Source organism: Corallococcus praedator (genome assembly GCF_003612125.1).
In the GTDB taxonomy this organism is placed as follows: domain Bacteria; phylum Myxococcota; class Myxococcia; order Myxococcales; family Myxococcaceae; genus Corallococcus; species Corallococcus praedator.
Genome location: NZ_RAWI01000113.1, coordinates 1 through 24,005 on the forward strand (window position 1 = coordinate 1; position 24,005 = coordinate 24,005).

At 70.2% G+C, this 24,005-nt stretch carries 21 protein-coding genes; 14 read left to right on the forward strand and 7 right to left on the reverse strand.

From position 1 onward, the window contains the following. The 8 genes from D7Y13_RS45735 to D7Y13_RS16780 form a co-directional block, all read left to right on the forward strand. Window positions 1-1,425: hypothetical protein (locus D7Y13_RS45735; protein ID WP_158626155.1), on the forward strand; the 1,425-nt coding region annotated here is incomplete at its 5' end. 27 nt (window positions 1,426-1,452) lie between these two features. After that, the gene (locus tag D7Y13_RS16750; RefSeq protein WP_120534767.1) at window positions 1,453-1,794 is read left to right on the forward strand and encodes a hypothetical protein; all 342 of its coding nucleotides are present in this window, start codon (window positions 1,453-1,455) and stop codon (window positions 1,792-1,794) included. Beyond that, complete coding sequence (locus D7Y13_RS16755; RefSeq protein ID WP_120534768.1) at window positions 1,794-2,003, forward strand: hypothetical protein; 210 nt, start codon at window positions 1,794-1,796, stop codon at window positions 2,001-2,003. Before D7Y13_RS16750 ends, D7Y13_RS16755 begins: the two co-directional genes overlap by 1 nt. After that, the gene (locus tag D7Y13_RS16760) at window positions 2,000-3,187 is read left to right on the forward strand and encodes a phage baseplate assembly protein V (protein ID WP_120534769.1); all 1,188 of its coding nucleotides are present in this window, start codon (window positions 2,000-2,002) and stop codon (window positions 3,185-3,187) included. The genes D7Y13_RS16755 and D7Y13_RS16760 overlap by 4 nt, the downstream gene beginning before the upstream one ends. 4 nt (window positions 3,188-3,191) lie before the next feature. Then, a complete protein-coding gene (locus tag D7Y13_RS16765; RefSeq protein ID WP_120534770.1) occupies window positions 3,192-3,386 on the forward strand; it encodes a hypothetical protein in 195 nt (64 codons plus the stop codon). Beyond that, on the forward strand, window positions 3,355-4,974 hold the full coding sequence (locus tag D7Y13_RS16770; RefSeq protein WP_120584571.1) for a hypothetical protein: 1,620 nt from the start codon (window positions 3,355-3,357) through the stop codon (window positions 4,972-4,974). Before D7Y13_RS16765 ends, D7Y13_RS16770 begins: the two co-directional genes overlap by 32 nt. Beyond that, complete coding sequence (locus tag D7Y13_RS16775; protein WP_120584572.1) at window positions 4,971-7,142, forward strand: hypothetical protein; 2,172 nt, start codon at window positions 4,971-4,973, stop codon at window positions 7,140-7,142. The genes D7Y13_RS16770 and D7Y13_RS16775 overlap by 4 nt, the downstream gene beginning before the upstream one ends. A gap of 1,240 nt (window positions 7,143-8,382) precedes the next feature. Continuing rightward, window positions 8,383-9,114 (forward strand): hypothetical protein, encoded by a 732-nt coding sequence (locus D7Y13_RS16780; protein ID WP_120584573.1) that lies wholly within the window; start codon window positions 8,383-8,385, stop codon window positions 9,112-9,114. A 279-nt stretch (window positions 9,115-9,393) separates the two neighbouring features. Here D7Y13_RS16780 and D7Y13_RS16785 read toward each other — a convergent pair whose 3' ends face one another. Next, the gene (locus D7Y13_RS16785; protein WP_120534774.1) at window positions 9,394-9,798 is read right to left on the reverse strand and encodes a RidA family protein; all 405 of its coding nucleotides are present in this window, start codon (window positions 9,796-9,798) and stop codon (window positions 9,394-9,396) included. A gap of 100 nt (window positions 9,799-9,898) precedes the next feature. Between D7Y13_RS16785 and D7Y13_RS16790 the strand changes: the two genes are divergently transcribed. Then, on the forward strand, window positions 9,899-10,804 hold the full coding sequence (locus D7Y13_RS16790; RefSeq protein ID WP_120584574.1) for a LysR family transcriptional regulator: 906 nt from the start codon (window positions 9,899-9,901) through the stop codon (window positions 10,802-10,804). A gap of 123 nt (window positions 10,805-10,927) precedes the next feature. Here D7Y13_RS16790 and D7Y13_RS16795 read toward each other — a convergent pair whose 3' ends face one another. Further along, entirely contained in the window at window positions 10,928-12,082 is a 1,155-nt protein-coding gene (locus D7Y13_RS16795) for a hypothetical protein (protein ID WP_199732844.1), read from the reverse strand. Window positions 12,083-12,856: 774 nt separating this feature from the next. Between D7Y13_RS16795 and D7Y13_RS16800 the strand changes: the two genes are divergently transcribed. From D7Y13_RS16800 to D7Y13_RS16815, 4 genes are all read left to right on the forward strand, one after another. Further along, entirely contained in the window at window positions 12,857-13,141 is a 285-nt protein-coding gene (locus D7Y13_RS16800; RefSeq protein ID WP_120584576.1) for a hypothetical protein, read from the forward strand. Between the two features lie 145 nt (window positions 13,142-13,286). Next, complete coding sequence (locus D7Y13_RS16805; protein WP_120584577.1) at window positions 13,287-13,886, forward strand: hypothetical protein; 600 nt, start codon at window positions 13,287-13,289, stop codon at window positions 13,884-13,886. Window positions 13,887-14,040: 154 nt separating this feature from the next. Next, window positions 14,041-14,469, forward strand: a complete 429-nt coding sequence (locus D7Y13_RS16810; RefSeq protein ID WP_120534779.1) for a tellurite resistance TerB family protein — start codon at window positions 14,041-14,043, stop codon at window positions 14,467-14,469. Between the two features lie 67 nt (window positions 14,470-14,536). Then, window positions 14,537-15,745 carry a type 2 periplasmic-binding domain-containing protein gene (locus D7Y13_RS16815; RefSeq protein WP_120584584.1) on the forward strand — a complete coding sequence of 403 codons (1,209 nt, stop codon included), beginning with the start codon at window positions 14,537-14,539 and terminating at the stop codon, window positions 15,743-15,745. Between the two features lie 42 nt (window positions 15,746-15,787). Here D7Y13_RS16815 and D7Y13_RS16820 read toward each other — a convergent pair whose 3' ends face one another. The 4 genes from D7Y13_RS16820 to D7Y13_RS16835 form a co-directional block, all read right to left on the reverse strand. Then, complete coding sequence (locus D7Y13_RS16820) at window positions 15,788-16,555, reverse strand: hypothetical protein (protein WP_147444380.1); 768 nt, start codon at window positions 16,553-16,555, stop codon at window positions 15,788-15,790. Window positions 16,556-16,740: 185 nt separating this feature from the next. Further along, window positions 16,741-17,328, reverse strand: coding sequence for a hypothetical protein (locus tag D7Y13_RS16825; RefSeq protein WP_120584579.1), 588 nt, complete (start codon window positions 17,326-17,328; stop codon window positions 16,741-16,743). 89 nt (window positions 17,329-17,417) lie between these two features. Then, entirely contained in the window at window positions 17,418-20,483 is a 3,066-nt protein-coding gene (locus D7Y13_RS16830; protein ID WP_120584580.1) for a serine/threonine-protein kinase, read from the reverse strand. Beyond that, on the reverse strand, window positions 20,480-21,376 hold the full coding sequence (locus tag D7Y13_RS16835; RefSeq protein WP_120584581.1) for a transcriptional regulator: 897 nt from the start codon (window positions 21,374-21,376) through the stop codon (window positions 20,480-20,482). Before D7Y13_RS16835 ends, D7Y13_RS16830 begins: the two co-directional genes overlap by 4 nt. A 412-nt stretch (window positions 21,377-21,788) precedes the next feature. On the opposite strand from D7Y13_RS16835, the gene D7Y13_RS16840 reads away from it, so the two are divergent. Continuing rightward, a complete protein-coding gene (locus tag D7Y13_RS16840) occupies window positions 21,789-22,127 on the forward strand; it encodes a hypothetical protein (RefSeq protein ID WP_120584582.1) in 339 nt (112 codons plus the stop codon). A gap of 91 nt (window positions 22,128-22,218) precedes the next feature. On the opposite strand, the gene D7Y13_RS16845 is transcribed toward D7Y13_RS16840, so the two are convergent. Continuing rightward, window positions 22,219-23,991, reverse strand: coding sequence for a serine hydrolase domain-containing protein (locus tag D7Y13_RS16845; protein ID WP_120584583.1), 1,773 nt, complete (start codon window positions 23,989-23,991; stop codon window positions 22,219-22,221). Window positions 23,992-24,005: the final 14 nt, after the last annotated feature.

Genomic DNA, 24,005 nt, shown 5'->3' on the forward strand with positions numbered 1-24,005 from the left:
CTCCCGGAGGACCTGGTGGTGAAGCTGTCCCGCGTGCCCTTCCTGGCCTCGGACCCACCGCCCAAGGTGGACGTGCCCGGACGCGCCGTCGCGCCCGCGACGCTGGCGTCCCCGGTGAACGTGCTCGCCGGGGTGCCGAGCGCGCAGGACCTGGTGCAGCTGGGCTCCCTGAAGCAGCGCTTCGCGGTGGGGCCGGTGCTCAACCGCCCGCTGACGGTACAGCCCCAGCTCTTCGTGCCCGCGAAGAGCGCCAGCACGGCGGCGTCGCGCTACCTGGACGCTGGGTTCGCGCCGGTGCGCTCCGCGCTGCTCGACTTCCTCATCAAGCCCATCCCCATCCTGCCGCTGCCCCAGGTCCGGTCGCTGCGAGGCGTGCAGGTGGAGGGCAATGACATCTCCGCCCGGGGCCCGGCGCTGCTCGTGCTGGGCAATGGCGGACCGGTCATCTCCACCACGGTGTCCGGCAACACGCTGCGCAGCGCGGGCGGCGTGGGCGCGGTGTACCTGCGCCGCGCATCCTCCACCGTCTTCAGCGGCAACCGCTGCGAGTGCCTGGACACGGTGAACGTCGTCGTCCTGCGCGTGGGCCGCGCGCCGGTGACGTTCACCGGCAACGTGGTGCTGGGCGCGGAGCCGGTGACGCCCGCGCTGCCGCCGGTGCAGCCGCCGTGGACGCTGCCCTCGGACTCGCTGACGCTCCAGATTCCGGTGGGTGGGGGCACGTCGCTGGGTGTGCCGCTCAACCAGGAGCTGCTGCTGGGCGGTCTCCAGCGCCGCCGTGACGTGGCGAGCGACGCCTTCTCCACGTTGCTGGCGGAGCTGGTCACCGCGCCCGCCCCGCAGGTGGGACCGGACGGCAAGCCTACCCGCGCGGCCATTCCCACCCGCGCCGTGGTGGACAGCAACACGCTGGAGGACGTGAGGACGCGAATGCCGCAGGGCATCGACCTGCGCATCAGCGCCCGGACGCTCTACGGCATCGCGGAGCCGAAGGACGACTCGCCCACGGCGGCGCTGCGCTCCCTGGTGGACCGGGTGGCGCTCCACGTGGACAAGCCGGAGGACGTGCAGGGCCACGTGCGCTCCGTGCTGGCCGCGGCGGAGGGGGATCCGAAGAAGGCCCTCCAGCTCGTGGACAAGAGCGTGCTCGGCATCGACTCGGCGGCGCCCACCGTGAAGCAGAGCATCCTCAACGTGTCCGTGCTGCACGAGGTGCTGGCGGACTCGTTCTACACCGGCGGCACGGGCCCCAAGCCGGTGCAGGACGGCACGGCGGTGCCGAACGTTCCCGCGCCCCCTCCGCCGGATCCGTATGCCCACTCCGTCGTCATCCTGGGGGGCTCGCGCGTGGCGGCGGTCGGTAACGCGACCACGTCGGGCGTCCACGTCCAGGAAGCCGACGCCGTGGTGGAACTCAACCCGTAGCGAAAGAACGCCAAGGACACCCCCACCATGCCTGACGCCTTCGCCCTCAACGGCCGTGTCGCCCTCCAGCGCAACGCGCTGCCGGAAGTCACCCTCTCCACCACCCCGGACGCACTGGACGCGAAGGTCGCGGCGCTGTCGAAGCTGGCCGGCACCCGCGCGAAGCTGGACGTGGACCTGGCCGTGCTCAAGGCGCTGGACGGGCGCTACTCGCGCCTGCCGCCGGTGGAGCCCCAGCCGGTGAAGCTCCAGGACCTGGTGCGCGCCGCGCGCCGCAAGCTCGCCGCTGAACGCCAGCGCGAGGTGGGCGTCTGGGTGGACACGCGCGTGAAGCTGACGACGCGCCTGGTGACGGCGTTGGAGGACTGATGCGCAAGCTGCTCGAAGCCCGCATGGGGCAGCGCTGCTACCTCTTCACCACGCTTGGCCAGGTGTACGTGGGCCTGGTGGTGGAGCTCATCGACGACGTCGTCCACCTCACGGGGCCGGACGGCGTCACACCTGTGTACATCAACCTCTCGGACGTCTCCGGTGTGCGCGAGTACGACGAGGACAACGATTTGGGGAGCGCGCGATGATCGAACAACTCCTGCAGCAGCTCATCGAGCGGACCGAAAGCCGCTACTTCGGCAAGTACCGCGGCTACGTGAGCAACGTGGAGGACCCCAAGAACCTGGGCCGCATCCAGTGCGTGGTGCCGCGCCTGATGGGGGATGTCGCCACCGGCTGGGCCATGCCCTGCACGCCCTACGCGGGACCGGACCAGGGTTTGTTCGTGGTGCCGGACGTGGGCGCCGGCGTCTGGGTGGAGTTCGAGGGCGGCGACCTGTCCCAGCCCATCTGGAGCGGCATGTGGTGGGGCGAGCCAGCGCTCGCGGACCTGGGCCAGCCGGACTCCACCGCGCGCGTGGCGCCCGACACCAGCGAGGTCCCCAAGCACGACTACCCGCCGCAGACGGCGGTGCCGGGGGTGCGGATGCTCAAGTCCGCCACGGGTCACTACATCGTCCTGGATGACCGGCCGGAGTCCGCGCGCGTGGAGATCCATGATCGGCAGGGCAACCGCATCATCCTGTCGGCGGAGGGGTTGGATCAGCTCATCAGCAACGAGCGCACGGTGAACGAGGGCAACCGCTCCGCGGAGGTGGACGGCGACGACCGCCTGGACGTGGCCGGCAAGCAGGAGGAGACGGTGGATGGCAGCCACACCCGCGACGTGGGCGGGGACGTGACGCTGCACGTGACGGGATCCCTGACGGAGAAGGTGGACACGGCGGGCTACTCGCGCGAGGTGGGCGGCTCGGGCTTGAAGGAGACGGTGGGCGGCCCGCGCGAGGACCGCATCCAGGGCAGCCACACGCGCAACGTGTCGGGCGCGTCGCAGGAGACGGCGGTGGGCGGCTACGGGGTGACGTCCGGAGGCAACGCGCAGATCGCCGCGGGCAAGGCGGTGAAGATCGCCGCGACGATGCCGGACATGCCGGGGCCGTCGCTCAACGCCATCTCCATCGACGCGCTGATGGGCAACGTGTCCATCAACACCATGCTGGGCATGTGCCAGGTGGGCGGCATCTCCGCCGTGTCACCGATGGTGCTGGGAGACGGACTGGCCATCCACTTCACCATGCTGGCGCAGATCCTCAAGGCGGTGAACCCGATGACGGTGGCCGCGTACGGGCCGCTGTTGGACGTGTGGGCCGCGATGACGCCGATGCTGGACTGGTCCTACTTCGGCTTCGTCAAGCGCATGCCGGTGGGGTGACGCGATGAAGCAACCCGGCTGGAGTCCGCTGGACGCGACGGTGCTGCGCGAGCGCCTGGAGGAGGTGAAGGCGCTGCTGCTCCAGGCGGCGGCGGTGGGCGTGGCGCAGGACGCCGAGCGGTTGGAGAAGATGCTGGAGCTGGAGCAACGCACCCGGGAGGACGCGCGTGGCCGACCCCACCGACGCCGCTTTCGCTGAGCTCCACGGCGCGCTGGAGGTCTGCTGCGCGGAGCTGGCGAAGGCGCTGGACGAGGCCGAGGGCGGCGACGGCACGGGTGCGTCCACAGGGCCCTCGTGGCGGCCGCTGGTGCTCGCGGCGCCGCCGGGGCTGGAGCAACTGGTGAGCATCGTCAAGCCGCCGCTCCAGGTCATCATCGCGGTGCTCCAGTTCGTGCAGGCGCTGCTCCAGGCGCTGGCGGCCATCCTGCTGGGGCTGCCGGATCCGTTCCGGGCGCTCATCCTGGCGGCGTACGCGCTGCTCAAGGACATCATCGACGACCTGCTCAACGCGGGCGCGTACCTCTACGCGGACGCGCCGGGCATCGGCCCCACGGAGACGAACCTCGCGGAGACGGGCTTCATCCCGAACCTGCCCAAGGACTTCAAGGCGGGGTTCGCGCTGGAGCGTCCGCCGGTGACGCCGGATGCCTTCGCGCGCTGGGCGGGGCGGTTCACCGCGTCCTTCGACGACCCGGGGGACGACGCGCGTCCGGTGGTGACGGACGGCGCGCCGGTGCAGGCGGTGTTCATCGTGATGGCGGCGCCGTCGCTGGATGCGCTCCGGCAGGCGCTGTACCTGATAGGCAAGCTGTTCAACATCAGCGCCTTCAAGAAGGCCTTCGAGAAGTATCCCAAGGGCGCGGTGGATCCACGCCGCAGCCGGGTGCGCAGCCGGTCGGTGAAGCCGGACTGGAAGTCCGCGCGCATGCGCGACCTGTTCCCGGACCTGGAGAAGCTGCGCATCCTCCCGGAGGCGCTCAAGTCGCTGCTGCTGTCGGTGGACAACCTCGCGGGGCTCATCAGGAGCCTGGCGGCCGCGATGCAGGACAAGGTGCAGGTGCTGCTGAAGCTCGCCCAGGCGGTGCAGGCCGTGGTGGACCTGCTGGACGCGCTGAAGTCCGCGGGCATGTACGCGCTGCCGGTGTCCACGCTCGGCGGGGTGGAGGGGCTGAAGCAGGCCTTCCTCCAGGCGAAGAACCGGCCTCCGGGCGGCTACGTGGGGGGCATCTGCCTGCTGGCGTCGGGGCCCAACCTGGCGAAGGCCGCGCTGCTCTGGGAGATGCTGGGCCAGTCCCCGGCGATGGAGCTGGCCGAAGGGAATCTCACGCTGGAGGACGCGGCGAAGCAGCTCGCCGGCAGCAAGGCGGCGCAGGTGCTGGAGGCGAGCGCCAACGAGGTGAAGGACGCCTGGGGCAACCTCAAGACCGCGAGCCAGACGCAGGCGGACGCGTTCTTGGAGGCGCTGGACAAGGCTCCGGCCGGCTTCGCGGAGGCGGTGGGGCGCACGCCCCAGGAGCTGGTGGACGGCGCGCGTCGGGCCCGCTCCTCGTTGGTGGAGGCGTTGGAACAGGCGAAGGGGCAACTGCCCACGTCCGAGAACATCGAGGCGGGCATCGCCGCGACGAAGCAGGCCCAGCGCCGGGGGGGACGTTCGTTGGCGATGGGCTTCGGTGGCCCGGGGCCGTCGGAGCGCGCGCCGGGCCCGCAGCCGCCCGTGACGGTGGCGCCGACCCCGGAGGCCCCGCCGGACGCGTCAGGCACGCCGAAGAAAGGGAGCGGTCCGTGAGCGCGGTGAAGCGCCTGAGCATGGAGCTGGACGGCTGGCAGGCGGCCTGGAAGCAACTGGATGCGTTCCTGGACCGGGTGGACGGCGCGGCGGAGCAGGACTCGCCCTACGTGCGGACGGTGTGCGCGCTGTTGCCCGTGTTCAGCGTCATCGAGCGGGCCCGCCGTCGCGCGGTGGGCATCGCGCTGTCACCGGCCCTGCCGAGCGCCCCCGGAGGCGCGGGTCTGCCCGGGCTGACCACCGCGGCGCTCGTGGGCGGTGAGCAGCGCCTGCCGGGCGTGGAGGAGCTGGAGTTCGCGGTGGGGACCATCGGCACGAACTCGGACGGCGAACTCACGAAGGCGTCGGTGCTCGCGGGCACCGTGACGTTGTTCGCGTTCCGCGACGAGAAGCACGGCGGCGAGGTGGCGGTGCGCGTGCCCACGTATGACTTCGGGCCGCTGCTGGCGAGCGGCATCGTGGACGAGGCCATCGACGCGGGACTCTTCAGCACCGACCAGCGCCGAGCCGCCGCGGAAGGGGACGCGGCGGAGATGAAGACGTGGACGGGGCTGCGCGCCACGCGCCGGGGCGAGCTGACGACGACGGCGGAGACGGTGCCGCTGAGCAGTGTATTGAACGGGCTGAGCACCTCCTCGCTCCCCGGCGCGTTCGACCCGGTGGCGTCGGGGGCCGCGAACTGTCGCGATGAGTGTCTGGCGGACCGCGGCGTGCTGCTCCAGGCGAAGACCACGGTGGAGGAGCAGGGCGCGGACGTGGCCCTGACGGATGCGCTCCAGCGCGCGGCGGATTCGCTCCAGGGGCAGGCGACGGACTACGGGACGGTCGCCACCGCGCTCCAGCCGCCGCGCACCGCCACGCACTCCCCGACTGCGCTGGCGGACCTCCAGGCCACGCTGCGCCGGGCGGATTCACCGGGCCTTCCCGGTCAGCTCTCCATCGAGATGACGTTGCTGGACGTGGAGGCGGGGAAGGGGATGGACGACGCGGTGGCGGCGCGGCTCGCGTATCCGGATGGCTCGCTGCGGATGCTGCGGACGTTGGAGTGGTCGCTGCGCTTCCACTGGGTGTTCCGGCAGCGGTGGTTCGACGCGCGCAACCGCGCCGTGCTGGCGCCGCTGCTGCGGCAGGTGTTGAAGCCGTTCTGCGACAGCCTGACGCGGGTCCTGGCGGGGACGTCCACGGGGATTCCGCTGGTGGGCGCGGTGACGGTGGTGAAGGACACGCCCACGCAGGCGACGGCGTTGTCGGTGACGCCCACGGCGGACCTGACGAAGGTGCAGGCGGGACATGTGGCGCACGTGGGAGGCGAGCGGCCCACGCTGGCACTCGTGCTGGGCTGGGAGGTGAAGGGCGGTCCACCGGGGGACATGCGGCTGCGCATCACGCCCCTGAATGTCTCCATCGCCACGGACGCGAAGCTGCCGGGCGTGGCGGGACTGGTGCGGAGCGGGGCGACGGTGAGCGGGAGCGCGGTGTCGCTCAGCACGCAGGAGTTGCTGGAGGGGCAGTCGGCGGCGGGCCCGCAGGCGGACGGCATCGTGCAGGAGACCCTCGCTCTGGGGACAAGGCTGACGTTGCTGTTGGGGCAGGGTGGCAATGCGCTGGGGCTGGTGCCGCCGACGGTGCCCGCGCCGTATCCAGGGCAGACATTCAAGCTGTTGCCGCCGGTGGAGGTGGGCGCGACGCGGCTGTTCCTGGACGGGATACCGCTGGCGAGCACGTCGGGCTCCACGACGCCTGTTCAGGTCGCACGACCGGGGGAGCTGCTGCTGGTGCGCGGCGCGGACGATGAAGGCACGTGGTGGCAGGGCGTGGCGCAGGTGGACACGGTGTCGGTGCTCACGGGAGCGGCGGCCCGGGACGAAGACCCGGTGACGGCGACGCCCACGCCCGTGTGCTGCGGGGATGACGAGGAGGTGGTGGTCATCACGCTGCGCGAGCTGCAACTGCCGAAGGCGCTGGTGCGGGACGTGACGCTGCGGCGCGACTTCAAGGGCTTCGGAGGCCCGAGCCTCGCCACCGGAGTGATGCTGCCCATCGAGCTGGATCCGGGAACCGTGAACGTCACGGTGCAGGACGGCGGCGTGACGAAGACGGTGCTGCGCGATCCGGAGCTGCGGGTCGCGGCGGCGGTGTTGAAGACGTGGCTGGGAGGCCCGACATGAGCGATCCGCGAGACGACGTCTACGCGGTGGCCGCGCTCCTCAAGGAGCTGGACCGCGTGCTCCATCCGCTGGAGCGCGGAGAGGGCGGCGACTTCAAGGTGGAGCCGCCCCTGCCGCCGTCGCTGCCCACGCCGACGTCACCGGGACGGGGAGGGGAGGGAGGACGCTCGACGAAGCCAGCATCGCATGTGTCAGGGCCCAGGTCCGCGCTGTCGGAGGAACCCCGCGGTGTGGCCCCAGGGAAGGTGCCTGCGCCCGTGCTGTCTGTTGAGGCCCGTACTCCGTCAATGCCAAGCGCCCCCAACTCCCTGCGTCGCCGCGTTCCTCGTCCGGAGCCGATCCTGGCGGGAGCACCGAAGTCCCTGCCCACGCGTGGCCCAGGGGTCGGAGTCACGGACGGAAGCACGAGAGCCGAAAGTGAGCCTGTTCCCGTGGCAAGGATTCACGAGGTGGCCACGGAATCACCTGGAGTCATGCCGCCACCGTCCCCACCGCGCGAGCAGGAGGTTCCGTCCGTCACGCCTGTCCGCACGAGCCCGAGAAGCCCCGAAGCACGGCCGCCCGAAGTCCCTCGCGCCAGGGGCACTTTGTCGGAGGACTCCACGCCGCGAAGGAGCCGGGTGCCGCGCTCGCCCGGCGCAGCCCCCGAAAGACAGACAGCAAGCCAGCCTCTTCGCGCACGCGCGCCCGAAGAGACCGTGCGTCACCACCGGGTGCCCCGTGCCCATTCCCCTGCGCCACTGCCCGACCCGGTCGAATCCAGTCCCTCTCTACCGCCGCAGCTTCGTCGGAGAAGGCCGCATGCACCGACAAGGGAGCTGTCGCCGCTGTCCCTGGGCGAACGCACCGCTCCAGTCCTGACGGATGAGCCAGGGCATCGGCCAAGGCTGACGAGGTCCGAAGCCAAGGCGTCCCGGTCCCCGCCGCCTTCCACCCGGCACGACTCGCGGACGTCTCCACCCCCTCCAATCCCACGCACCGGTCGTCCCACGTCGGAGCCCGTGCGAATCGAAGTGAAGACCCTGGTTCCACCCCTCGGAGCCGAAGCCGCGCCTCGGGAAGTGATGCTGGAGGAGGAGCCATCATGGGTGGAGCTACCGGACCTTGAAACAGACACGGGACCGCGGGTCTTTTTCGTGAATGGCCGGCGAGTGACACGCGAAGACCACGAAGCCCTTCAGCAGGCCGAGCAGCGACTGCGGCGAAGGATGACGGGTCGGTCGCTGTGGCGGAGGCGGGGATGAGCGGCCTTCCTCCCCGGCAGCGGTTGGGACAACTGCTGCGCTCGCTCTCGAAGCACCTCCCAGGCCAGCTCGATGGGCTGCTGGAGAACGCCCGGTTCACCGACGGTGCCGCCGCGCTCCAAGGACTGGCGGACCCCGCGCACCTGGAGAAGGCGCTGGCCCGCATGTCCCCGGAAGAAGCCGGGTGGCTCGCGGACGTGCTGACGGAGCGGTGGAGCCAGGTCGCGGAACTCCAACTGGAGCCGGAGGTGGCCATCGTGGCGCCGGACGAACTCTGGATGGGAGCGGAGCCGGTGCGGGTGCCGCTGTCACTGGCGGCGGTGGGCCTGGACGACGGCTTCGAAGCGCTCTGGGAGGGCGCGGTGTTGCCGGCGGCTCCATCCCCCCGGGCGACGCTCCTGGCGAAGCCCCCTGAAGGCACGACACCGGAAGTGGCCCGCGTCCGCGCCCAGGTCCGGGCCAGCGTGAAGGGCCAGCGCTGTGTGCTCATCGCCCAGGCGCAGGTGGTGCTGCGGCGGCCGTCGGTGGTGGTGAGCGACGACCGGCGCCGACTCCTGGCGCAGGACCAGGCGGGACGTCCGGCGGTGGGGTGCAGACTGGAAGTGGGAACGGACGTGCATGTCACCGGTCCCGGAGGACTGGTGGAGCTGGAAGCCCCGGCGTCGCCCGGCCTGCCCCTCAAGCTGGAGGGAATCAACGCCGGTCGGATGCCGGGACCACGCCGATGACACACACGATGGATGTCGAAGGAGACAGCCGATGAAGACGATGACCCCTCAGACCAAACGGACGCCGGAGCGCAAGCCAGCGACGACCCGGCCCCTCGCGCCCGCCCAGCAGTCGACGACAGCGTCGCCCCGCGCCCAGATGGGAAGCGCGGCGGGGCCCGCGATGAAGACCGCGGCCGGTGGCGCTTTCAAGGCAAAGGCTCCGCCCACCGCTGCTCCGAATCCCAACGTCCGACTGCCGAAGAAATAGTCCGCAAGGAGCGGGGGGCGCCGCGCGGCTCAGTCCACGACCGCGGTGGCTTCAATCTCGACGAGGACGCCCGGCTCGAAGAGCACGGAGACGCCGATCAGCGAGGCCGGCGCTGGCACGAACTTCAACTCCGCGGCGACCTGCTCGATGCCAGCGATGAAGTCGGGCATCTGCTCGCGCTTCCAGTCGACCACGTAGAACGTCAGTCGGACGACGTCCTTGAATGTTGCCCCGGCAGCGGCCAGGGCGATGGCGACATTGCGGAGGGCCTGCGCCACCTGTCCCGCCAGGTCCCCCCGTGCGACGAGCTGCCCCTCCGCGTCGTACGCGACCTGCCCGGCGATGTGCACCTGCCGGGTTCCAGTGGCGATCGCCACCTGTCGGTAGGCATCGGTCTTCATGAGTCCGTCGGGGTTGAGCAGGGTTACGGGCATGGGTGCGCTCCAGTGGGTCGTGTCAGGTGAAGATACCGGGCCCATTGACGAACGGCGTTCCCCACTCCAGCGACGCGCGAGCTACAACCGGAAGCCATCGATGAAGCGCGCCAACCTGGATGAGATCTTCGCCTTCATGTCCGTCGTGGACGCGGGCAGCTTCGTGGGCGGCGGCCGGGCCATTGGCTTGACGCGCTCGGCGGCGGGCAAGGCCCTGGCCCGGCTGGAATCCCGCCTGGGGGTGCGCCTGCTCAATCGCACGACGCGCCACCTGAGCCTCACCGACGACGGCCGTGTGTTCCATGAGCATTGCCAGCAGGTCCTCGCGGCGCTGGACGAAGCGGAAGCCAGCGTCGGGCAGCGCACGGGGACGCCCCGGGGCGTCTTGCGGCTCACCGTGCCCGGCGCCTTCGGCAGACTGCATGTCCTGCCATTGCTGCGGGACTATCTGCGCAGATGGCCCGAGGTCCAGGTGGAGGTGAGCTTCACCGATCGCGTCGCGGACATCATCGAGGAGGGGTACGACCTGGCCGTGCGCATCAATGGGTCCAGCACCGATTCGCGCCTGGTGTCCCGGCTCGTGGCGCAGCACCGGGCCATCGTCTGTGCCGCCCCTTCCTATCTCGACGCGCGCGGAGAACCCGAGACGCTGGAGGAACTGGCGGAGCATGACTGTCTGCTCTTCAGCAGCCGGACGCGACGACAGCACTGGCGGCTGCGCCAGGGGGACGGCGCCTGGGTGACGGTGGAGGGGCGAAGCCGCTTTCGGCTCGACAGTGGCGAGGCGATCCGGGACGCGGCGGTCGCGGGGCTGGGCCTCGCCTATCTTCCCGGCTTCCTGGTTGACGAAGATCTGGCGGCTGGGCGTCTCAAGGCGCTGCTGCCGTCTTGCGAGACAGGGGTCGTCGGGATCATGGCGATCTACCCGAGCAAGCGTTACCTGCCGGCGAAGGTGCGGCGCTTCATCGACCTGATGGTCGAGCAATGGGGAGCGAAGTCGCGCTGACGCCGCGTGTGTCGTCCTCGGCCCCCAGGCCCGAAAACAAAACCCCGTGGCTCCCAGCGGGCGCCACGGGGCGTTCTTTCAACGACGGGCCCGGCTCACCGTTTCAGGCAAGCCGGACCGCGGTCACGGGCTCTGGAAGGAGTCGAGCGAGGGGCAGTAGGTGGCGTACCCGTGGCCGGTGAGGACCCCGTTTTCGTAGAGGCCGTTCACGTCGAAGGCCACGAAGTGCGACGCGGGAGGAGTGCCGGCCTTGGCGCAGGTGGGGCAGAGCGAGGCCGCCACGGGCGTGAAGGTGAAGTTCGTGCTGTGGTCGAAGTAATTCGAGGAGAGCCCGCCCTCCAGGTCGACCAGCGTCGCTCGCGGCTCGCCTTCCGCGGAGCCTGTCTGCGGTGTCGCATCCACCGGCACCTTCAACGCGTAGACGCTGATGAGCTGCGGTGGGACCGATGAGGTCGGGGTCGGGCACTCACCCGGCGTGCCGTTGTTGAGCTCGATATACAGCTCCCACGGATCCCCGGGAGTCGAGGGCTCCTCGTAGCCGAAGAAGGCGTTGGTCAAGACGCGCTGGTTGCCCTCCATCTGGATCGTGGCGGCGGTGTCCTGGCAGGTGCCTTCGCAGACGGTGAAGGGATCGGTGCCCGCATCGGGCGTGGTGCCCGCGTCCGTTTCGCTACCAGCGTCCGGAGTGGTGCCCGCGTCCGGTTCGCTACCAGCGTCGGGCGTGGTGCCCGCGTCCGGTTCGCTACCAGCGTCCGGAGTGGTGCCCGCGTCCGTCTCGCTACCAGCGTCCGGAGTGGTGCCCGCGTCCGTTTCGCTACCAGCGTCCGGAGTGGTGCCCGCGTCCGTTTCGCTACCAGCGTCGGGCGTCGTGCCCGCGTCCGTTTCACTACCGGCGTCGGGCGTAGTGCCCGCGTCCGTTTCGCTACCAGCGTCGGAAGTGGTGCCCGCGTCCGTTTCGCTACCAGCGTCGGAAGTGGTGCCCGCGTCCGTTTCGCTGCCCGCGTCGGAAGTGGTGCCCGCGTCCGTTTCGCTACCAGCGTCGGATTCGGTGCCCGCGTCGGAAATGGTGCCCGCGTCCGTTTCGCTACCAGCGTCGGATTCGGTGCCTGCGTCGGGCGTGGTGCCCGCGTCGGACTCGGTGCCTGCATCGGACCCGGTGCCTGCATCAATGCCTATGGGTGGCGTCGGAGGGCCGTTGTCGGAACCACAGCCAGAGAGTGCGGGCGCGGTCGCGAGGGAGAGCACCAACAAGGAGAGAATCGAATGTCGCAGTTTCATGCCGGGGATTGTCACGGGTTCCCCGCGGAGATGCGAGCGGAACCGGCCCACTGCGTCATGGACGAGGCGCGCTCACATGGCGACGCCGTCCCCGAGGAACGCGCCAAGTGACTCAAGCAGTGGAACTGGCCAGGCTTTTCCACGGAAGCCCATCCTTCCCCGGAGGAGGGTCCTGCGTCCGCACCCAGGGGCGAAATGCTCCGTCGGACACGCACTCCGCGCTGCAGGGAGCGGAGGGAGTCACGGTCGATATCGACGGTGTTCTCGTCATCGCCCGGCGAGGCTTCACCGGCCCGGAAGAGCTTGCCCTCGGGCGTGACGAGGAACCAATCGTGGCATCGTCCCCGGGAGGCGCAACCCGGGCCGCCACCTCCCGCGAATCAAGCCCGGGGGGCTTCGGCGGATGCAATCTCGCTCACGACGCTACGAACGATGAATCCGAAAGCCTGTCCTTCCGGCGGCATGCCTCGTCCTCTCAGCCCGCTTTGTATGCCTTGAGGACGGCGTTCCTGTCGCCCGACGACAAGCCCATCGTGTCCGGGATCTCCTTTGCGCGCGGGGTGTCATCGAACGTGTTGTCGATGCCCAGCGCCTTGCAGGCCGAAAGGCTAGACGTTGTGTTGATTCATGCACACGCCGCGAGGCCTGTAGATGCTCACGGACAGCGACAAGTCCACTTCAAAGTATCTCTGGCTAACCAGAGAATCCTTTTTTGAGTCTGGAGTCCTTGATAGCATCCCGTCCCGCTGTGATTCCGACACCCGGGAGTGACACATGAAGACGCTGAAGCGTGGGCTGTTGCTGGCGACCTGTTTGCTGGGGGGAGTGGGCTGTGGCGTGGAGACCCCTGACGAGGTCACTCCGCGGACGGAGGACACGCAGGATGTGTCCGCCCAGGCCGGGTGCATCCCTGGCCAGACGCGCACCATCAAGGTCGGTTGCTGCACGCCCACCCTGGAGCGCCGGCAGAACCAGATCTGCACCAACTCGGCGGGTTCCTGGAGCAACTCGGGTAGCAGCTACTGTGGTGGCTCGACCCTGAACTGCTACGGCGGCTGAACGACGGGCCCTGGACGCTGCTTCCGCCCATGCGCCCCGCACGCTCCAGGCCGTCCGCAACAACGCGGACTGGTGCGACACCGTCTGCCGCGCCCACGGACGCCCCGGCCGGTTCGATGCCGGGCTGTGGCTCAACCCCGCGCCGGTGCCGGCCTTCTATCCCAACGTCGTCACGCTCACGCCGGACGCGGACGGCGCCACACTCGCGGCCCTGTCCGGCCTGGCGCTGCCGGGACGCTGGGGCGTGAAGGACAGCTTCGCGACGCTCGACCTCGCGTCGCGAGGCTTCGACCTGCTGATGGAGGCCCGGTGGATCCACCGGGAGGCCCGTGACCCATCGCCAGTCGCGCGGGAGGCCTGGCGCACGGTGCGGACTCCCGTGGAACTGGAGGCGTGGGAGGCCGCATGGGCCGGGTTGCCGGGCGGCGTCCGGCCCGAGGTGCGCGTGTTCCCTCCGGCCCTGCTCGGCGAGGAGGGCGTCGTCTTCCTCGCCACGGGCGATGCGGCACGCCCCGACGCCGGTGGCATCGCCTCCTTGTCCGCGGGAGTCGTCGGCCTGTCGAACACCTTCCTCTCCGAAAACGTGCCGGCCTCGCGGTACGCGGAGCTGCTCTCCCAGCTCCAGGTGCTCTTTCCGGGCCGTCCCGTCGTCGGTTACGAGCACGGCGAAGCGCTCGACGTGTGGCGGAGTCTGGGCTTCGAGTCCGGGGACCCCCTGCGCGTTTGGCTCAAACAGGAGGGCTGAGCCTGCCTCCGGGGATGCGCGCTCACGCGCGGGCACGGACGAAACCGTTTTCGATCCTCGCGGGCCCCCCTTATCCTGTGTCCACTGAACAGCCGGCTCCGCGTCTGTCCGTGATTTGCCGGCCCGCCGCGCGCCCGCTCACCCAGGAGACGACATGACGCGCGAGTACCCTCAGGAGCAGTTGCTGGCGTTCGTCCAGGCCATGGCCAACGTCGCGGCGAGCGATGGCCGCATCACCGAGGATGAGCGCCAGCAGCTCGATGAGGTGGTGCTGGGCATGGGCCTGTCGCCCCGCGACGAGCAGGTCGCCGCGCTCATCGAGGGGGAGTTCCAGAAGCCCGGCCGCCTCACCGACATCGTCAGCAAGATCGAGATTCGCGAGCTGCGCGTCTCCCTGCTGCGCATGCTCGTGGAGGTGGCCTGTGCCGACGGAGAGGTCGCGGCCGAGGAGCGCGCGTCGGTGAACGAGGCCGCCAAGGCCTTCGGACTCGACGCGTCGGTCACGGACGAACTCATCGACTGGGCGCTCGCGTCGATCAAGCTCGAGCAGCGCGAGCGCGAGATCATGGCGAAGCTGCTCTGAGCCTCGTCCAACGCCTGCCACCTGGTAAGCCATGGGCACCCGGCACCGCCCGGAAGAGGTCACCGCCATGAAGTGGAGAACACTGCTCTGTCCTGTCGTCCTTGTCCTGAGCGCCTGTTCGGACTCACCCGACCCGGAGCCCACCCCACGGCGTCCGCTGAAGGCCGTGCTGTTCCCATACATTCCCGACTCCGCGGGGGACAACTTCGCCAGCCTGGAGCAGCGGTTGGAGGCCGACTTCGAGCGGGCGCATTCGGACATCGACCTGGACGTCGTGTTCGACGCCAATCTGGATGTCTATGACCTGAACGAGGGGGGGACGCTGAGCCAGCTCCTCGGCGCAGGGGCCGGAAACGCCCAGGTGGTGGAGGTGGACACGCTGCTGCTGGGTTCGCTCGCGTCGAAGGGTTGGATCCAGCCCGTCGCGCTGGAGTCGGGCGTCGCGCATCCCGCGGCGGAGGAGGCCGTCCGCATCTCCGGTCAGAGCTACGGCGTGCCCACATACCTGTGCACGAAGGTCGTCTATTCGCGGAGCACGAACATCCGGTCCGCGACCGACAGCGCTTCGCTCGTGCGGATCCTCCGCGAGGTCTCTCCTGGCAAGCGCCCGCTGGCGATGAATCTCGATGGAAGCTGGACGCTGCCGTCCTCGTACATCGACGCCTGGGCGGACACGCATCCGGGGGACGCGCTCGCCAGCGCCATCTCCCTGCCACTGGACTCGACGACCCTGGGGGCCTTCGCGGAGGTCGTCGACAGTTGCGCGCTCGAGGCGGGCGTCAATCCGTGCCTCGATGGCACCTACGCTGACAACTCGGTGGCGGAAGAGGCCTTCGCCGCGGAGCAGGCCAACGGTTTCATGGGCTACACCGAGCGCCTGTTCTACATCCTCAAGGCCCAGCCCTCCATGCCGCTCCCGGAGGTCATTTCGGTGCCGCTTGGCGCGGGCTCGGCTCCCGCGGTCTTCGTGGATGCGCTGGTGCTCAACGCAAGCTGCACTGGGACGTGCGCGGAGGACGCCCAGCGCTTCACGAGGTTCATGCAGGCCCCGGAGACGCGCAGCCTCATCGCCTTCAGCAAGGATGGCCCGGAGGGCACCCGGCCCCGGTATCTGCTCCAGGCCAGCCGCGCCTTCTATCAGCAGGAGCCAGCGCGCTCGGACCCCATGTACCAGAAGTACGAGCCCATCCTGAGCGGAGCAAGGCCCTATCCCAGCCAGCACTTCCCGGAGAACCGGAAGGCGCTCCAAGCCGCCCTGCTCGAAGCACTCCAGTGACAGGAGCCCGGTTCCCTGCAGAGGGAGCCGGGCCCCAGCCCATCAATCCCTGGCGGAAGAGGTCCGGGGGCTCCACCGGAAGTCGTGGTACCAGCTCGCCACGTCCACGCTGAGCCCGACCACGGTGGTGTCTTCCTCATGGGGAAGCGCATCACCGCCCAGCTTGAGCGTCCAGGTGTGCTGCACGAAGGCCTTCACCCATTTGTAGCCCACCTTCGCCGTCAGCGCGGGCTCCGCGAAGAGCCAGACCGGGTCCGTCACCTGATCCTCCCCGAGGAACTCCCGCGCCCGTTCTGACTCCGTGTAACCCTCCACATCCAACGACAGGTACTTCACGGCGGACATGCGAAGGCTTCCCCCCACTTCGAAGTAGGGCGTGACATAGCCCAGGTTCGGCTGCACGAACGCCCGCACGCCCCGCGCGGTGAACCCCACATCCCGGAAGGCTCCGCCCCCCGCGTCGAGTTGGTCACTGGCCGTGGAGCGCCCGTAGCCCACGCCGCCGTAGGCTTCCCACACCGCGTTCTCCAGGAAGCGACCGTAGAGGCCTCCCCCGACCTCCGCGAGCAGCCCGTTCGCGTCGCGCCGCCCCTCCTCGTAGGACTCGTAATAGCCATTGGCCAGCAAGCCCACGCCCGCGCGTGGCGACCACGCCAACTGCACGTTGCTGGGAGTGATGCTGCCCTTGAACTCCCCCTGCTCCCGCAGGAGCGGAGCACTGACCTGATTCGACTTGTACAGCGTGGTGGTGCAGCCCGTGGACACGAGCGCTACGATCCCTGCGACAACGCTGGCGCGAAGCGGGTTCATGAACGCCTCCTTGCAAGCGAACACCGCAATGGGTGTGCCCGCTTCCGCGCATCGTTTGGACGCACCGCGATGTAGAGGGAGCGCTCCAGGAAAGCGACCGCGTCACTGTTTCTACCGGGGGAGGGGGGCGCGAATCCCGGGAGGCGGTGCGAAGCGCGCGATGCAGGGAGGCGTGACGTCCTGGCTCAGTAGCAGCGGGGCTGCCCCATGAGCGACGTGTTCGTCGTCATGTCACAGGCGCAGTCGCGCTCCTTGCAGTTGAACGAGGCGTTCTCATCACAAAGCGACTTCACCTTGCGCCAGCCCATGATGGGCATGTCCTCGAAGTCCAGCTCCTGCGTGTAGAGGACGTCTCCCTTGAGGGCGAAGGCGTAGTGGGAGGTCTCGGACAGGACTTCATCCTTGCTACTGGAGCAGGCGCTCGTCAGCGAGATGATCAGACGATCCCCCTCCACCTTCCAGGTCCCCAGCCGGTTGCGCCAGACCGGGCTCATCACGAGGATGGACTTGCCCTGGATGCGCCAGGCCATGGTGCTGTCGATGCCCCTCTCCGTGCGGTACAAGCCGTCGCTCAGCGTGCCGCCCGTCAGCGGGGGAGCGTCCGTCACGTCCTCGCCGTCCGCCGTCCACGTGGTGCACCAGCCCACGGCGTCGCACTTGAGCGCGGAGCTCGTGGGCGGGCCGTCCGTGTCCCCATCCCCCTCGTTCGAGTCACCACACCCCATCGCCGCCAGCAGGGTGAGCAGCACCAGGCACCGCGTCGTCATCTTCATGTCGCTCTCCCGAGGAGTCGCGGGGAGCACGAACGCCCCCTCTGACGGGAAGAGACAGGCCGGATGGCACCGTTGCGTGAAATCGACCGCTACCCTCGACAGTGCCCCAGCTCGGCCCGGGCCTCCGCCGTCTCCTGGGCATGGGCCTTGCGCCACACGGTCAGCTCTCCCCAGGCGCGCCGCGCCTCCTCACAGGCCTCATCCACCGCGCCCGTCAGCCGGAGCGCCCGCGCGAGCCGGCGGCGAACCCTGGGGACGCGCGCGGAGACGACCTGCCGCGACGTGAGCACCTCCAGCGCGGTCCGCAGCGGTGTCAGGGCCTCGGCGGGTTGGCTTCGCGCGAGGTGCAGGTCCCCCAGCAGGAGCAGCGCCTCGATGCGCTCGGACGACGAAGGCCCCAGGTCCCGCTCCATGCTCGTGAGCGCCTGCTCCACGTGACGCCGGGCCTCCTCCACCCGCCCCAGGAAGAGGAGGGCATCCGCCAGGGCGCGCAGCCCCGCGCCATCCACCTCACCCCGGGCGAGCAGGGGCTGCTGGAGCAGGACGCCGCGCGCGTGGAAGCCTCGCGCCTCCTCCGGACGCCCCAGCAGGCGCAGCAGCCTTCCCACCTCGTGGACGTCCAGGGCCACCTCCGGGTGGGAGGCGCCATAGACGCGCTCGCGATGCGCCAGGACGCTCCGGACGTGCTCCAGCTCCCGCGCACGCTCGCCCTGTTCTCCCAGGACGCCGAACCGGTTCGACGCCATCCCCATCAGCACCGGGCTGCCGGCCTCCACGCTCTTGAGTGCTACGGCCCAGCTTGCCTCCGCGGCCTCCCGAGCCTGGGCCCCATGTCCCCACTCGAAGTAGACGAGGGCCAGGTTGGACCACGTCCGGGCCACCGACAGGTTCTCCTCGCCCAGCGTCTTGCGGAGGATTGCGAGCGCCCGCTGGAGGACGGCCTCGGCCCGCGCCAGTTCGCCCAGCAGGGCCAGCGTGCCTCCCAGGTTCGCCAGGGCCCGTCCCGTGTCCCGGTGCCCTGGACCGAAGTGCTCCTCATGCAGCCGCAGCGCCTCCTCCTGCCAACGCTTCGCCTCCAGCAGCCGCCCTTGCTGCTGGAGCAGCAGGCCCAGCCGGCCGGTCAGCTCCGCGTGCGCGACGTGCTGGCCCCGCGCGCTGGCGGTCTCCAGCGAGGCCCGCAGCAGCGGCTCCGCCTCCGAGAAGCGGCCCTCCTGCTCCAGCAGCTCCGCCTGCATCTGATCCATCAGGGTGTCCAGCTCGGTGTCCCGCAGCGCCTCCGCCACGGCCCGGGCGCGCTGGAGGAAGGGCCGCGCCTCTGGAGGGCGCCCCAGGCTGTACCCATGCAGCCAGGCCTGGGAGAGCAGCACCCGCGCGAGCACGCCCAGATGCCGTCCCGCTTCGGCCGCCAACGCGCCCCGGGCCAGGGATTCTCGCGCGTCCTCGAACGCCTCCGCGTCCTCCTGCAAGCGGGCGGTGAGATGGTGCGCCTCCGCCTCCAGGGGCCGGTGACGGGTGGCGAGCGCCCGCTCCCGGGCGGGCAGCACGATCCGCAGCGCCTCGGGGGTATGGCCCGCGAGCCGCTCCGCGCTGGCCCGCGCCAGCTCCGCGCGCACCGCGTCCACCTCCGCGCGGACCCTCGGGTCTTCCGGAAGAGACACGGCCTCCTGCAACGTGCGCACATCCGCGCAGCGGCCCACGCCCGTGAGCGAGGCCCCCAGCTTGAAGCCCCGCTCCACCGTCCGCGCGTCCGCGCCCTGGAGCGCCACCGTCAGCCGCGACAGCTCTCCCAGCCGCTGGTCCAGGCACGTCATCCGCAGCCCCAGCACCGCCTCCGGCTGCTCGCCGAAGACGCGGGTCGCCTCGCACGCCGACTGATGCGCGCGCGTCCAGTCCCGGCTCCAACGCTCCAGCGTGGAGGCCACGGCCTGGAACGAGGCTTCGGCCGCGGGGTCTTCCGTCCTCAAGAAGGCCTGGTGCGTGGACTCGCGCACGGACGCGTCCCAGATGCCCGCGAGGTGCCGCTCACTGCCCTGGCAGGCCTCTGCCGGCGTCGCCGCTGAAGGCCCGAGCACGAGGAACCCCAGGCCCACCAGTCCTCCCGCGAGCACCGCCGTGGCGGCGCTGCGCTTCCAGGCCCCGACCTCCCGCGAGAGGCGGGCCCGCAGCGCCTGCATGGACTCGAAGCGCCGGGACGGGTCCACGGAGAGTCCGCGCCGGACCACGGCCTTGAGCCATGAGGGCACGCCCCGCTTCTCGGGTCGCACCTCCTGGCGCAGCATGGACGCCAGCAGCTCCTCGCGCGTGGTGCCCGCGAAGGGCCGCTGTCCGTTGAGCGCCTCGTAGAGCGCGACGCAGAAGGCGAACTGGTCGGAGCGGGCATCCCCCCGCTCGCCGCGAAGCTGCTCCGGCGCGCCATAGGCGAGGGTCCCCAGGAACGCCCCGGTGACGGTGAGGGGCGCTTCACCGGAGACGACGGCCCCGTCCTCCCGGAAGGGCCCCAGCCCTCCCGCGGCGTTGGCCAGGCCGAAGTCGGTGATGCGCACCTGGCCGTCGCGCGTCAGCAGGACGTTGTCGGGCTTGAAGTCGCGGTGGATGATGTCCAGCGCGTGGGTGGCCGCGAGCCCGTCCGCCGCCTGGATGAAGCGCGCGAGGATCTCCCTGCGCGTGCGTGGCTTCTCCAAGAGCCACCGCCGGAGCGTGCCTCCCTCGACGAGCTCCATCACCAGGAAGAGCTGGCCCTGGAACTCTCCCACGTCGTGCAGTTGGGCGACATGGGGGTGTGACAGCCGGGCCATCGTGCGGGCCTCGCGCTCCAGCCGCTGACGCGCCTGGGCCAGGGAGTCCTCCCCGAGCCTCGCGACGTTCAGCAGCTTGAGTGCCACCTTGCGGTCCAGCTCCGGGTCATGGGCGGCATGGACGCGCCCCATGCCTCCTTCACCGAGCAGCCCGAGCACGATGTACCGCCCCACGCGCGCGCCGGAGACGAGCAGCCCCGTGTCGAACAGCGGCGGAGGCAGCTCCAGCCCGCCCAGGGCGGCGAGCACGCTCCGGCACTCCGAGCAGCCGGTGACATGCTGGCGCACGGCCGCCGTGGCCTCGGGGGCCAACGCTCCGCTCGCATACCCCGAGAGCGCGTTCTCATCCGGGCAGCTCATTCGCGCTCCGCGAGCAGGCCGGAGAGGCTCAGGTCCAGCCGTCCATGGATGGCACGCATCAGGCTGTCGACTTCCGGTTCGGGCAGCGACAGACGTTCGGCGAGCGCCCGCCGCGTCCGCTTCTCCAGCCGCGTCTGCACCGCGGAGAGCCGGCGTGAGAGGGTGGACTTGTGCAGGCCGAACAGGGCGCCCATCCGCTCCAGGGAGAGGCGTTCGACGAAGTGCAGCCGCAGCAGCTCCCGGTCCTCGTCGTCCAGCGAGGCCACGGCCTGGATGAAGGCCGCGCGCACATGTCCCCGGGCCTCCTCCCGGACGAAGCCGAGCTCCAGTCCGCCCGGCGCGGGGTGCGCGGCGAGCACCTCGGCCTCCACGTGCGACGCATCCCCTTGCGCCTTGCGCATCCTCAGCGCGAGCCGCACCGCGGAGATGCTCACCCAGTGCAGCAGCGGGCCCACGCCCGAGTAGCCGAGCAGGCGTGAGGGGGCCTCCGCGCGAGGCATCAGGAGATTCGTGCGGAGCACCTGCAGCACCTCGTCCACGAACACCGGCGAGGGATGGATGCGGGACAGGGGAACGCGCAGCTTGAGGAGGACCTCCTGCTCCAGCAGCGCACGGGCCGCCGGCAGCCCCTGTGCGCATGAGAGCGCGAGCGCGAGGTCCCGGACATGCAGTCGCTCCAGCGCGAGCATCGGGTCCGCCGCCTCCGAAAGAAGGCCCCCGAGGTGTCGCGCGAAGTCCCCCGGTGTGGGCGCGGCGTCGCGGAGGGTCGCGGCCTGGGAGAGGGCGCGCTCCACGGCCTGCTGGGCTCCCGGAGCCTCCCGGAGGAGGGCGGAGGACCGCTCGCCGGCGGACTGCAACACCTTCTCGAAGGACTCGGAGTCAGCCCCATGCATCCCAAGCACTCCCGACATCAGGCCCACAGGTCGACGGGGCCAGGGCCACGTCCATGCATCTACCACGAAGGCCCACGCGCGCTGAACGCCCCGCTCGGGTGGGACTGCGCGCTGCCCATCCCTTCGGTGGGCGGCTGTCCGGGCCGCCACGGCCTGGGGGCAGGGCGGGCAATCCCAGCTCACACCCGGGCTCCCGCCCAATCCCTGAAGTCTCGCGACTGCTCCCGGGGAGGGGCCGGTGGCGTGCAAGGAACGTGGGTGTACCGGTTTTTGTGTTCTGACTTATATTTCAGTTTTTGCTGGTTTGTGGAGTGTTTGGTTCATTCTAGGGTGTCTTCACGTGGATGCCGTCCATCCACGTGACGACGCCTCCTCAGGCGCTCTTGGTTTCTCTGAGGAAGAAAGAACAACAATGAAGAAGCTCATCTTGGGGCTCATGCTGGCCGCGGTTCCTCTCATGGGGTGTGGTGCGGGGGCGGAGGACGCCTCGTCGGACACCGTGCAGACGGTGACGACCGAGTCCGGTCAGAGCATCAACCTGGACTTCGGACCCATGAGTTCGGAAGAGCCGCTGGCGTCGATGCAGGATTCGAGCGGCGACGTCTCCGCGATGGGGGCCGGGTGCTGGGTCACGCTCCTGTACTGTAAGGACCCGCGCTACAACGGCTGGGCGACCTGTCAGCAGAACGGCAAGTGCAGCCTCGCGCAGTTCAGGGACAACTGCATCGCGCTGTACAACAAGACCTGCTAGGCCTTTCGGAGCCAGGGTCCCATCGTGAAGAGCCCGCGAGCAGTCATCCCGCCGTCGACGCCGATGATCTGCCGCTCTTGAAGAGGCTGCTCTATGGGCGCGCGGCCGCGAGGATGTAGCGTGGAAGCAGGTCCTCCCGGACCTGCTTCCACAGCGCGAACTGGCCGTAGTTGGCGCCGGTGAAGGCCACCGTCAGACCCAGCTCGGGGACGACCATGATGTACTGGCCGCCGTTGCCACCCGCTTCGTACTCCGCGTAGACGCGGTCTCCGACCTTCAGCTCGTGGCGCCACCAAGCATAGCCGTACGTCCTGCCCGGGCTCATCTCCGCGTGGCGGGCCGTGGAGCGCTCCACCCAGCTCCGGGGGATGACGCGCCGTCCGTTCCAGACGCCGCCGGACAGGTAGAGCTGGCCCAGCTTCAGCGCATCGCGGGGACGCAGGTAGAGCCCGCCGCCCAGGTATGCGTCGCCGTCGGGCGTGAGGTTGATGTGGTGGCGCCGCATCTGGAGCGGGGTGGCCACGGCGCGCTCGAAGAGCTCCGGCAGCCAGGTGCCTGTCGTCTGGTGCAGGACGCCGCCCAGGAGGTTGATGCCGGCGGAGCAATACACGGCCTGTCCGCCGCCGGGCTCGCGGGCCATGGGCAGGTTCAGCGTGTACGCGTACCAGTCCGACGGCTGGTCCTGGAGCGTGTTCTCATTGCCAGGAGAGCTGTCGTCGTTGTCATCGCACGCGAGCCCCGACGTCATGGTCATCAGGTGCTCCACCGTCACGCGCGCCTTGCGGGGATCCTCCGAGGCGGCGCCGGGGAACAGCGAGGACACCAGCGTCTCCGGCCGCAGCTTCGCGCCCTGCTGGATGGCGGCGCCCACCAGCACCGGCGCGAAGGTCTTCGACGCGGAGCGCAGGTCGTGCGGACGCTCCGAGTCCTGGCCATGGAAGTACTCCTCCACGACGAGCTTCCCGTGGCGGGCGATGAGCAGGCCTTCGATGAGCGGCGTGGGCGTGGGACCCGGCTGCGTGTCGAGGATGCCCTGCACCAGGGCGCGGATGGGGGCCTCGTCCATGCCCACCTCCGCGAGCGAGGCCGTCGCCCACCCGTCGCCGTCCGCGGTGGGCTTGCGGTAGGTGTAGACGGGCTCCGCGGGTGTGCGCGGGTAGAGGCCCACGGCCTGGTCGCGGTCGCGGCGGGTGAGGTCGAGCGCTCCCAGGAAGAGGACGTTCAACGTCAGCTTCCCGGCGTCCGCGTCATACGTGCCGTTGAAGCGCATTCCCCCGGGCCGCGTCTCGATGAGCTGGACGTCATGGCCCTTCAGGGACACGCGGAAGGCGGCCTGCCGCGCGAGGTTCTTCTCCGGGTTGCGGAGGATGGCGTGGATGGCGCCGTCCGGCATCTCCTGGATGAGCAGGTAGAGCGTGAAGCGGTCCTCCAGGGGCGTCACGTCGCCGCGCCACACATCCTTCTGGAGGACGCGCAGCTCGACGGGCGTGGCGTAGCGGACGCCGCCCACGAGGGCGCGCGGTTGGAGCCAGTGCCCGAGGATGCGCTTCCCGTCGGCTGTCAGCGTTCCACGAAATCCTCCCTGGCCTCCGGGCAGGGTGAACGTCAGCGTCTGCTTCTCCAGGCGCCCCGGGGCGGAGAAACCACCGATGGACGCGCGCCATCCCTCCGGCGCGCGGGAGAGCGTGAGCGCTCCCTGGAGTTCGGGACCGTAGCCGCGGCTTCCGCCCCAGATGCCCACCAGCGCCTTCGCGGGGTCCCCCGCGTCGGACGACGAGGGAGGCTGCGTCCGGCCAGGGCTCGCGAGCAGCAAGCCCCCGAGCAGGGACACGCCAAGGAACCGCAAGGCGGAGGAGGGGGGCATATGGGGTCCTGGGG